This is a genomic window from Pseudomonas sp. 1D4 (genome assembly GCF_001728925.1).
Taxonomy (GTDB): domain Bacteria; phylum Pseudomonadota; class Gammaproteobacteria; order Pseudomonadales; family Pseudomonadaceae; genus Metapseudomonas; species Metapseudomonas otitidis.
This window is the reverse complement of sequence record NZ_LXJQ01000062.1, coordinates 21511-32263: the sequence shown is the minus strand read 5'-3', so window position 1 is coordinate 32263 and position 10753 is coordinate 21511. Positions and strand designations below refer to the sequence as shown.

Sequence of the window (10753 nt, the reverse complement as noted above, 5' to 3'; positions counted from 1 at the left end):
ATAAAAAGCCCCGGCACAGGGCCGGGGCTGGAAGCATAGCCAAGCACTCGGGTGGATTACACGTCGAGGTTGGAGACCGCCAGGGCGTTGCTCTCGATGAAGTCGCGGCGAGGCTCCACCGCGTCGCCCATCAGGGTGTTGAAGATCTGGTCCGCTGCGATAGCGTCCTCGATGGTCACCTTGAGCATGCGACGGACGTTCGGGTCCATGGTGGTTTCCCACAGCTGCTCCGGGTTCATCTCGCCAAGGCCTTTGTATCGCTGGATGGTGTGGCGCTTGGTGCTTTCGGTCATCAGCCAGGCCAGGGCGTCCTTGAAGCTGCTGACGGGCTTGCGACGCTCGCCACGCTGCACATAGGCACCGTCTTCCAACAGGCTGTTGAGCTGCTCACCCAGGGTGGTGACCTGGCGGTAGTCGTTGCTGGCGAAGAAATCGCGGTTGAAGGTCACGTAGTGGGACAGGCCATGGGCGATCTGCTGGACCTCCGGCAGCCACAGGTGGCGCTCACGGTCTTCACGCAGGCTGATGGAGTAGGTCAGGCCGGATTTCTCGGCTCCCTTCAGACGCTCTTCGAACTGCTTCAGCCAGCCCTGCATGGCGCCCTGGTCGGACAGCTGCTCCACACTCACTCGGGGCAGGTAGACCATGTGCTCGGTGAGCTCCTGCGGGTACAGGCGGGACAAGCGCTTGAGGGTCCGCATGACGGCGCGGTATTCGTTGACCAGGCGCTCCAGCGCTTCGCCCGACAGCCCCGGAGCATTCTCGTTGACGTGCAGGCTCGCATCTTCCAGGGCCGATTGGGTCATGTATTCGTCCATGGCCTCGTCGTCCTTGATGTACTGCTCCTGCTTGCCACGCTTGACCTTGTACAGCGGCGGCTGGGCGATGTAGACGTAGCCACGCTCGATCAGCTCCGGCATCTGACGGAAGAAGAACGTCAGCAGCAGGGTGCGGATGTGCGAACCGTCCACATCGGCGTCGGTCATGATGATGATGTTGTGGTAGCGCAGCTTCTCGATGTTGTACTCCTCACGCCCAATTCCGCAGCCTAGTGCGGTGATCAGGGTGCCGACTTCCTGGGAGGACAGCATCTTGTCGAAACGGGCCTTTTCCACGTTGAGGATCTTGCCTTTCAACGGAAGGATGGCCTGGGTCCTGCGGTTGCGGCCCTGCTTGGCCGAGCCACCCGCGGAGTCACCCTCCACGATGTAGAGTTCGGAAAGGGCGGGGTCCTTCTCCTGGCAGTCGGCAAGCTTTCCGGGCAGGCCCGCAATGTCCAGAGCGCCCTTGCGACGGGTCATTTCGCGGGCCTTGCGTGCTGCCTCACGAGCACGGGCGGCGTCGATCATCTTGCCGACGACGGCCTTGGCTTCGTTGGGGTTTTCCAGCAGGAAGTCGGCGAAGTACTTGCCCATTTCCTGCTCGACGGCAGTCTTCACCTCGCTGGAGACCAGCTTGTCCTTGGTCTGCGAGCTGAACTTGGGGTCCGGCACCTTGACCGAGATGATGGCGGTCAGACCTTCGCGGGCATCGTCACCGGTGGTGGCGATCTTGTATTTCTTGGCCAGGCCTTCCTGCTCGATGTAGTTGTTCAGGTGACGGGTGAGGGCAGAGCGGAAGCCTGCCAGGTGGGTACCGCCGTCACGCTGGGGGATGTTGTTGGTGAAGCAGAGGATGTTCTCGTTGAAACTGTCGTTCCACTGCAGCGCCACCTCGACACCCACACCGTCTTCCTCACGCTGGATGTTGAAGTGGAAGACCTCGTTGACGATGGTCTTGTTGGTGTTCAGGTACTCGACGAAGGCTTTCAGGCCGCCCTCGTACTTGAACATTTCTTCCTTCCCACTGCGCTCGTCACGCAGGAGGATGCCGACGCCGGAGTTGAGGAAAGACAGTTCGCGCAGGCGCTTGGCCAGGATGTCCCAACTGAAATGGATGTTGGTGAAAGTCTCGGCAGAGGCTTTGAAGTGCACCTCGGTACCGGTACCGTCGGTCTCGCCAACGGCACGCAGGGCGAACAGGGGAACGCCGTGGCGATAGATCTGCTCCCAGACCTGGCCTGCACGGCGAATGGTCAGGCGAAGCTCCTCGGACAGGGCGTTGACCACGGAAACCCCCACGCCGTGGAGGCCGCCAGACACCTTGTAGGTGTTGTCGTCGAACTTACCGCCGGCGTGCAGCACGGTCATGATGACCTCGGCAGCGGAGACGCCTTCTTCTTTGTGGATATCCACCGGAATTCCGCGGCCGTTGTCACGGACGGTGATCGACTCGTCGGTGTGGATGGTGATGCTGATCTCGGAGCAGTAACCCGCCAAGGCTTCGTCGATGGAGTTATCCACCACCTCGAATACCATGTGGTGCAGACCGGTCCCATCGTCGGTATCGCCGATGTACATACCCGGGCGCTTGCGTACGGCGTCCAGTCCCTTCAGCACCTTGATGCTGGAAGAGTCGTACGTTTTGTTCTCGCTCATGCTTCACTCCGATGATCAAAGGTCTGGGTGATACCACCATGTTCCACGTGGAACATGGCTACCGGCGTATCCGTTCGCCAGCCGTCCCTCATTAGTTCGTGATCGACACAGGTGATGAATACCTGGCAATCCAATTCGTCCAGCAAACGGCAAAGGGCGCGCCGGTGCTGTTCATCCAGTTCGGACGGTAAATCGTCCACCAGATAGATGCATTGGCCGTGCTTGGCCTGGTTGAGCAGGTGCCCCTGGGCGATGCGTAACGCGCACACCACCAGCTTTTGCTGGCCTCGGGAAAGAACTTCGGCGGCGTTGTGCCCACCTAGTCGCAACCTCAGATCGGCACGCTGGGGGCCGGCTTGGGTATGACCCATTTGCTGGTCACGAAGGAGGGACGTCGCGAGCACCTCGGCAAGCTCCTTGTCCTTGTCCCATCCGCGGTAATAGCTGAGGGTGAGCCCTTCGATCTGTACCAATTCCTGCAAGGTGCGCTCGAAAACCGGCTTCAATGCCTGGATGTAGGCGCGTCGAAAGCCATCGATTTCCGCACTCGCAAAGGTCAGCTCACGGTCCCAGACGGCCTGCGAAACGGCGTCAAGTGTACCATGCCGGAGCCACGAGTTCCGCTGCCGCAGGGCCTTCTGCAGACGCTGCCAGGCGGGGAGGAAACGAGGTTCCACGTGGAACACACCCCAATCGAGGAACTGACGACGAATTTTTGGGGAGCCCTCCAGCAAGCGGAAGCTATCCGGATTGATGACCTGCAGTGGAAGAGTCTCAGCCAGTTGGGCAGCACTCTTGGCGTTTTGCCCATCGATACGGATCTGGAACTCCCCGTTTCGCTCACGGGAAATACCCAGACTGCTGCTACGGCCCTCCAGAAGCTCAACCTGGCCGAAGACCGTACAGGCTGGCTGGTCATGCTGGATTACTGGCTGCAGCTTGTTACTGCGAAAGGAGCGGGCAAGCCCGAGCAGGTAGATAGCCTCAAGCAGACTGGTCTTACCGCTGCCGTTGTCGCCATGGATGATATTGATGCGGGGGGAGGGGGAGAGCGTCACCGGGTGCAGGTTTCGCACCGCGGTGACGGTGACACGGCTGAGGGACATCGAGCGTGTTACAGGCGCATCGGCATGACGACATAGGAAGAGTCGTCGTTATCCGCTTCCTGGAGCAGGGCACTGCTGTTGGAATCGGAAAGGATGAGGCGTACCTGATCGGTGGTCATCACACCCAGTACATCGAGCAGGTAACTGACGTTGAAACCGATCTCCAGGTTGCTGCCGCCGTACTCGACGGCCACTTCCTCTTCCGCCTCTTCCTGTTCCGGGTTGTTGGCCTGGATTTTCAGCAGCCCGGCCGCCAGTTGCAGGCGAATGCCGCGATACTTCTCGTTGGACAGGATTGCAGTGCGACTGAAGGCCTCACGCAGGGCCTGGCGATCACCCACGACCAGCTTGTCGCCACCACGGGGCAGCACACGCTCGTAGTCCGGAAACTTGCCGTCGACCAGCTTGGAGGTAAAGGTGAACTCGCCGGTTGTGGCACGGATGTGGTGCTGGCCGAGAACGATGCGGACTTCGCCGTCCTGCTCGGTGAGCAGGCGAGCCAGTTCGAGAATGCCCTTGCGCGGCACGATCACCTGGTGGCGATCCACACCTTCGATGCCGTCCTGCATGGCGCACATGGCCAGGCGGTGGCCATCGGTGGCGACGGCACGCAGTACCCCGGCGTTCACTTCCAGGAGCATGCCGTTGAGGTAGTAGCGTACGTCCTGCTGGGCCATAGCGAAGCTTGTGCGTTCGATCAGCCGCCGCAGCTTGCTCTGCACCAGGCTGAAGTTCAGCGAGCCCGGACCTTCTTCCACAGTGGGGAAGTCATTGGCGGGCAGGGTGGAGAGGGTGAACTTGCTGCGGCCAGCCTTGATCAACAGCTTCTGCTCGTCGACGCGGATGTCGATCAGCGCATCGCTGGGCAGGCTCTTGCAGATGTCCATCAGCTTGCGCGCCGGAACGGTGATCTCACCCGGTTCGGCGGCGTCTTCAAGAACCACACGCCCAACCAGTTCGACCTCAAGATCGGTACCGGTTAGCGATAGCTGCTGGCCTTCAACCACCAGCAACACATTGGAGAGGACCGGCAAGGTCTGGCGGCGCTCGACGACGCCGGCGACCAGTTGCAGGGGTTTCAACAGGGCTTCGCGTTGAATGGTGAAATGCATGGTCTAGTCCCTTGCCTCAATGGGCTGCGCTTGAACGGTCACGTAGTCAGTGTACGCAGCAGGTTCTTGTAGTCCTCGCGGATATCCGCGTCGGATTCCCTGAGTTCCGCAATCTTACGACAGGCATGCAGAACAGTCGTGTGGTCTCGTCCACCAAAGGCGTCACCGATTTCCGGCAAGCTGTGGTTGGTCAGTTCCTTGGACAGCGCCATGGCCACCTGGCGCGGCCGCGCGACGGAGCGCGAACGGCGTTTGGAGAGCATGTCCGACATCTTGATCTTGTAGTACTCGACGACGATGCGCTGGATGTTGTCGATGCTGACCAGCTTGTCCTGCAGGGCCAGCAGGTCCTTCAGGGACTCGCGGATCAGCTCGATGGTGATCTCGCGCCCCATGAAGTGTGCATGAGCGATGACACGCTTGAGTGCACCTTCCAGCTCACGGACGTTGGAGCGGATGCGCTGAGCGATGAAGAACGCGGCATCGTGAGGCAGGTCCACCTTCGCCTGCTCGGCCTTCTTCATCAGGATCGCCACACGGGTTTCCAGCTCCGGCGGCTCCACAGCTACCGTCAGGCCCCAGCCAAAGCGAGATTTCAGGCGCTCCTCGAGCCCTTCGATCTCCTTCGGATAGCGGTCACTGGTGAGAATCACCTGCTGTCCGCCTTCCAGAAGGGCGTTGAAGGTGTGGAAGAACTCCTCCTGGGAGCGCTCCTTGCGGGCAAAGAACTGGATATCGTCGATGAGCAGCGCGTCCACCGAACGATAGAAACGCTTGAACTCGTTGATCGCATTCAATTGCAGCGCCTTGACCATGTCGGCGACGAAACGCTCGGAGTGCAGATAGACGATCTTGGCGTTGGGGTTCTTCTTGAGCAGGTGGTTTCCCACCGCATGCATCAAGTGGGTCTTGCCCAGGCCCACGCCCCCATAAAGGAAGAGGGGGTTATAGCCATGCTTCGGGTTATCCGCCACCTGCCAGGCCGCTGCACGGGCCAGTTGGTTGGACTTGCCCTCGACGAAGTTCTCGAAGGTGAAGGTCCGGTTCAAGTAGCTGGTGTGCTTGAGCGCTCCCTCGACCTGCACCGAACGCTCAGTCCGAACGGCAGGCGGTGCGGAGACGGAAGCGAGCGGATCGAGGCTTGCGCGGCTTTCCTCTACGGTCTCGACACGCTGCGCCGCCACCGGTGCCGAAGGCGCGGGGGTGATGACGGGCGGGGCGGAAACCGGGACAGGTGCAACACGAGGGGGCGGCCGATTGCGCTTGCTGCCAATCAGCAGCGAGAGGGCAGGCGCCAGCCCGTTACCGCGCTCGCTGAGCAACTCCAGCAGACGGCCCATGTACTTCTCGTTGACCCAGTCCAATACAAAGCGATTGGGGGCGTAGACCCGGAGTTCGTCACCCTCGGCCTCGACCTGCAACGGACGGATCCAGGTGTTGAATTGCTGGGCGGGCAGTTCGTCGCGCAGAAGATCCACGCACTGCTGCCAAAGTTCCACTGACACGGATGTCCCCCAGGTAGGAAAGGTGTGCGGTGAAAAAGCTGGCACATAGTGTAACGGCCAACGCCCAAGTTATCCACATGCAATTCGTCGATTCACCAAGGAAAATCAATGCCTTATTGCAGCACTTGAGCGCTGTCGGGATAGCTCGTCAAAGCTGTGGATAACGACACCTGAGCCCGGTATACAAGACACTGGATAACCCAGTGGACACTCAGCCTGTGGACAAAAGCCCTTGTTATGCTCGGCTTGCCAACAGCCCGAGCACAGTTGCCACACGGCTTGCTGACAAGCTTTTCCCGGAGCAGGTTGTGTGCAACCCGGGGCGTGGAGTGAGTTTTCCACAGGCGATGTACCTCGTAACATCTATAAGTTCATTCATCCTTCTTTAATCCCTTCTTTTCTTATCTACTCCTGCACCGCTCTCATCGTTGGTTGGAAATTGACCTGCTCACCTCATTTCTCTAGAATCGCCGGTCTCTTAAACGGGGGCCGCCTCGGCCCGTTGTGATCAACCAGGTAACGAATCATGAAACGCACTTTCCAGCCCAGCACCCTCAAGCGCGCTCGTACCCACGGTTTCCGTGCTCGTATGGCCACCAAGAACGGCCGCCAAGTCCTGTCGCGTCGCCGCGCCAAGGGCCGCAAGCGCCTGACCGTCTGACTCATCCGGAACAGGTGGTGAGTCGAGGCTTCGGCCGGGAAAAGCGACTACTGGTCCCCCGGCAATTCAAGGCGGTCTTCGACTCCCCTTCCGGCAAGGTCCCCGGCAGGAACGTCCTGCTGCTCGCACGTGACAACGCCCTTGATCATCCCCGTCTGGGCATGGTGATCGGCAAGAAGAGCGTCAAACTGTCCGTCGAGCGCAACCGCATCAAACGCCAGATACGTGAATCCTTCCGACACAACCTCGAGTTGCTGGCCGGTTGGGACATCGTGATCGTGGTGAAGCGAGGCCTGGGCGATCTGGAGAACGAAGAGCTAAAGCAGCAATTCGGCAAACTCTGGAAGCGCCTTGCCCGCAGCCGGCCGCGCCCTGAGCCTCCGATCGAACCAGGGATGGCCGACACTCCTCATGCGTAAACTGGCCCTCGTCCCGATCCAGTTCTATCGCTATGCCATCAGCCCGCTGATGGCCAGTCACTGCCGCTTCTATCCCAGCTGTTCCTGTTACGCACAGGAGGCCATCGAACGTCATGGCGTCCTGCGTGGGGGTTGGCTGACCCTGCGTCGATTGGGTCGCTGTCACCCCTGGAACCCCGGCGGCTATGACCCGGTTCCCCCTGCCAACACATCCCAATCCTCTTCGATGGCCGAGTAATCATGGATATCCAACGCTCGATCCTGATAGTCGCCCTGGCGATCGTGTCCTACCTCATGGTTCTCCAGTGGAACCAGGACTACGGCCAGGCCGCCCTGCCGACCACCAGCACTGCTGCCTCAAGCGCACCATCCTCGCTGCCGGAAACCGGCTCGCCGGCACAACGCAGCAGCGACGACGTACCCACCGCAGAAGGGCCTGGCCAGACCAGCGCCCCCATGACGGCACAGAGCGCGCCGAGCAACGAGCTGATCCGAGTCGACACCGACGTACTGAGCATCGCCATCGACCCGAACGGTGGTGACATCGTCCAACTGACGTTGCCGAAGTACCCCCGTCGCCAGGATCACCCGGATGTTCCGTTCCAGCTGTTCGACAACGGCAATGAGCGTACTTACCTGGCCCAGAGCGGTCTGATCGGTGCCAATGGCCCGGATGGTCGTGCCAGCGGTCGCCCGATGTACGCCTCTGCCCAGCACCAGTACAAGCTGGCCGACGGCCAGGATCAGTTGGTGGTCGACCTGACCTACAGCGACGCCGGTGTGAACTACACCAAGCGCTTCACCTTGACCCGCGGTCAGTACGACCTGAAGGTGACCTACCGCATCGACAACCAGAGCGGCCAGCCCTGGACCGGCAACCTCTATGCCCAGCTCAAGCGTGACGGCAGCGGTGATCCGTCCTCCAGCACCGCCACCGGCGTCTCCACCTACCTGGGGGCGGCCGTCTGGACCCCGAGCGAGCCCTACAAGAAGATCTCCATCAAGGACATCGACAAGCAGGAGTTCAAGGAAACCGTCGATGGCGGCTGGGTCGCCTGGCTGCAGCACTACTTCGTGACGGCCTGGATTCCGGAAAAAGGCCAGACCAGCACCATCCAGACCCGCAAGGACACCAAGGGCAACTACATCGTCGGTTTCGTCGGTTCCAGCCTCAACGTCGCCGCAGGCGGTCAGGGTGAAAGCTCAGCGGTACTCTACGCCGGCCCGAAGATCCAGAAACACCTGAAGGAACTGTCTCCAGGCCTGGAGCTGACCGTCGACTACGGCTTCCTGTGGTTCATCGCCCAGCCGATCTTCTGGCTGCTGCAACATATCCACAGCCTGCTGGGCAACTGGGGCTGGTCCATCATCGCCCTGACCGTGCTGATCAAGCTCGCGTTCTTCCCCCTCTCTGCCGCCAGCTACAGGTCCATGGCCCGCATGCGTGCCGTTTCGCCCAAGCTGCAGGCGTTGAAGGAACAGTTCGGTGACGATCGCCAGAAGATGTCTCAGGCGATGATGGAGCTGTACAAGAAAGAGAAGATCAACCCGCTGGGTGGCTGCTTGCCGATCCTGGTGCAGATGCCGGTGTTCCTGGCTCTGTACTGGGTACTGCTGGAAAGCGTCGAGATGCGCCAGGCCCCCTGGATGTTCTGGATCACCGACCTGTCGATCAAGGATCCGTTCTTCATCCTGCCGATCATCATGGGCGCCACCATGTTCATTCAGCAGCACCTGAACCCGACACCGCCGGACCCCATGCAGGCCAAGGTCCTCAAGCTGATGCCGGTGATCTTCACCTTCTTCTTCCTGTGGTTCCCGGCCGGTCTGGTGATCTACTGGGTGGTCAACAACTGCCTGTCCATTGCACAGCAGTGGTACATTACCCGGCAGATCGAGGCGTCCACCAAGGCCACTGCCTGACGCCAGAACCGCCTGAAAAAGACGCCCCCATCGTGGGGCGTCTTGCTATCCGCTCGTTGAAGGAGAGCCCCATGAACGCGCCCCGTGAAACCATCGCCGCCGTCGCCACCGCCCAAGGTCGAGGTGGCGTGGGGATCGTGCGCGTCTCGGGACCCCTGGCGGAGCAGATCGGCGAGACCGTCACCGGTCGCTCGCTCAAGCCCCGCTTCGCGCACTACGGCACCTTCCGGGACGGCGAGAACGGCGCCCTGGATGAAGGGCTTGCCCTGTACTTCCCCGGGCCGAACTCCTTCACCGGGGAAGACGTCCTGGAGCTGCAGGGCCACGGCGGCCCCGTGGTGCTGGACCTGCTGCTCAAGCGCTGCCTCTCCCTGGGTGCACGCCTGGCGCGCCCAGGTGAGTTCAGCGAACGCGCCTTCCTCAACGACAAGCTCGACCTGGCACAGGCCGAGGCGATCGCCGACCTGATAGAGGCCAGCTCAGAACAGGCCGCGCGAAATGCCCTGCGCTCCCTGCAGGGTGCTTTCTCCGCTCGGGTTCACGGACTGACCGAGCGACTCATCCAGTTGCGCATCTATGTCGAGGCCGCCATCGACTTTCCGGAAGAGGAGATCGACTTCCTCGCCGATGGTCACGTGCTCGGCTTGCTGGACGGTGTTCGCGCCGACTTATCCACAGTGCTCAAGGAAGCGGGGCAGGGCGCCTTGCTGCGGGACGGAATGACAGTGGTCATCGCCGGCCGGCCCAACGCTGGCAAATCCAGCTTGCTGAATGCACTGGCAGGACGGGAGGCGGCCATCGTCACCGACATCGCCGGCACCACTCGGGATGTTTTGCGTGAACATATCCACATCGACGGCATGCCCCTGCATGTGGTGGACACTGCCGGCTTGCGCAGCACCGATGACCATGTGGAAAAGATCGGCGTGGAACGTGCCCTGAAGGCCATCAACGAGGCTGACCGCGTCTTGCTGGTGGTGGACGCCAGTGCACCGGAAGCGGCCGACCCCTTCGCCCTCTGGCCGGAGTTCCTCGACACCTCGCCCGACCCCACTCGGGTGACCCTGATCCGCAACAAGGCGGACCTGAGCGGTGAGACCGTGGGGCTGGAAATCTCCGCCGACGGCCACGCCACCCTGAGCCTCAGTGCCCGCTCCGGCGCCGGGCTCGAGCTGCTGCGTGATCACCTCAAGGCCTGCATGGGCTACGAGCAGACCGCCGAAAGCAGTTTCAGCGCCCGCCGCCGGCACCTGGAATCCCTGCGCCAGGCCGGAGCCCATCTGGACCATGGCCGCGATCAGCTCACTCACCTGGGCGCTGGCGAGCTGCTGGCGGAAGACCTGCGCCTTGCACAGCACGCCCTGGGTGAGATCACCGGAGCATTCAGCTCCGACGATCTACTGGGGCGAATCTTCTCCAGCTTCTGCATCGGCAAGTAGCCGCGCCTCCCTCCGCGACCGCTTCCTCTCTCCTCACGCTGCCAACCCTCGGCAGCGTGGACAGGCCTCGTGCGCGCCGAATAAACCCTGTTGATAACCTGCCCTGAACCC

At 61.3% G+C, this 10753-nt stretch carries 9 protein-coding genes; 5 read left to right on the top strand and 4 right to left on the bottom strand.

The genetic code is table 11. The annotated features are described in order from the left end of the window. Positions 1 to 56: 56 nt before the first annotated feature. From gyrB to dnaA, 4 genes are read right to left on the bottom strand one after another with little or no spacing between them, the layout of a single operon-like run. The gene (gyrB, locus tag A7D27_RS23710) at positions 57 to 2477 is read right to left on the bottom strand and encodes a DNA topoisomerase (ATP-hydrolyzing) subunit B (protein WP_069566284.1); all 2421 of its coding nucleotides are present in this window, start codon (positions 2475 to 2477) and stop codon (positions 57 to 59) included. Beyond that, positions 2474 to 3583, bottom strand: coding sequence for a DNA replication/repair protein RecF (gene recF / locus A7D27_RS23705; protein ID WP_069566283.1), 1110 nt, complete (start codon positions 3581 to 3583; stop codon positions 2474 to 2476). Before recF ends, gyrB begins: the two co-directional genes overlap by 4 nt. A gap of 8 nt (positions 3584 to 3591) precedes the next feature. After that, positions 3592 to 4695 (bottom strand): DNA polymerase III subunit beta, encoded by a 1104-nt coding sequence (gene dnaN, locus A7D27_RS23700; protein ID WP_069566282.1) that lies wholly within the window; start codon positions 4693 to 4695, stop codon positions 3592 to 3594. Positions 4696 to 4733: 38 nt separating this feature from the next. Next, positions 4734 to 6200: a chromosomal replication initiator protein DnaA gene (gene dnaA, locus A7D27_RS23695; RefSeq protein WP_069561830.1), complete on the bottom strand. Its 1467-nt coding sequence runs from the start codon at positions 6198 to 6200 to the stop codon at positions 4734 to 4736. A gap of 526 nt (positions 6201 to 6726) precedes the next feature. Here dnaA and rpmH point away from each other — a divergent pair. The 5 genes from rpmH (at position 6727) to mnmE (ending at position 10642) form a co-directional block, all read left to right on the top strand. Then, positions 6727 to 6861, top strand: a complete 135-nt coding sequence (gene rpmH / locus A7D27_RS23690; protein ID WP_003458028.1) for a 50S ribosomal protein L34 — start codon at positions 6727 to 6729, stop codon at positions 6859 to 6861. Positions 6862 to 6875: 14 nt separating this feature from the next. Then, entirely contained in the window at positions 6876 to 7280 is a 405-nt protein-coding gene (gene rnpA / locus A7D27_RS23685) for a ribonuclease P protein component (RefSeq protein WP_069566281.1), read from the top strand. Then, entirely contained in the window at positions 7273 to 7518 is a 246-nt protein-coding gene (gene yidD / locus A7D27_RS27475) for a membrane protein insertion efficiency factor YidD (protein WP_074969834.1), read from the top strand. Before rnpA ends, yidD begins: the two co-directional genes overlap by 8 nt. 2 nt (positions 7519 to 7520) lie before the next feature. Continuing rightward, positions 7521 to 9203, top strand: coding sequence for a membrane protein insertase YidC (gene yidC / locus A7D27_RS23680; protein WP_069566280.1), 1683 nt, complete (start codon positions 7521 to 7523; stop codon positions 9201 to 9203). 71 nt (positions 9204 to 9274) lie between these two features. Beyond that, entirely contained in the window at positions 9275 to 10642 is a 1368-nt protein-coding gene (gene mnmE, locus A7D27_RS23675) for a tRNA uridine-5-carboxymethylaminomethyl(34) synthesis GTPase MnmE (RefSeq protein ID WP_069566279.1), read from the top strand. Positions 10643 to 10753: the final 111 nt, after the last annotated feature.

Coding starts and splice junctions, on each gene's coding strand:
- gyrB (WP_069566284.1), bottom strand. CDS start 2,477: ATGAGCGAGAACAAAACGTACGACTCTTCCAGCATCAAGGTGCTGAAG.
- recF (WP_069566283.1), bottom strand. CDS start 3,583: ATGTCCCTCAGCCGTGTCACCGTCACCGCGGTGCGAAACCTGCACCCG.
- dnaN (WP_069566282.1), bottom strand. CDS start 4,695: ATGCATTTCACCATTCAACGCGAAGCCCTGTTGAAACCCCTGCAACTG.
- rpmH (WP_003458028.1), top strand. CDS start 6,727: ATGAAACGCACTTTCCAGCCCAGCACCCTCAAGCGCGCTCGTACCCAC.
- yidD (WP_074969834.1), top strand. CDS start 7,273: ATGCGTAAACTGGCCCTCGTCCCGATCCAGTTCTATCGCTATGCCATC.
- yidC (WP_069566280.1), top strand. CDS start 7,521: ATGGATATCCAACGCTCGATCCTGATAGTCGCCCTGGCGATCGTGTCC.
- mnmE (WP_069566279.1), top strand. CDS start 9,275: ATGAACGCGCCCCGTGAAACCATCGCCGCCGTCGCCACCGCCCAAGGT.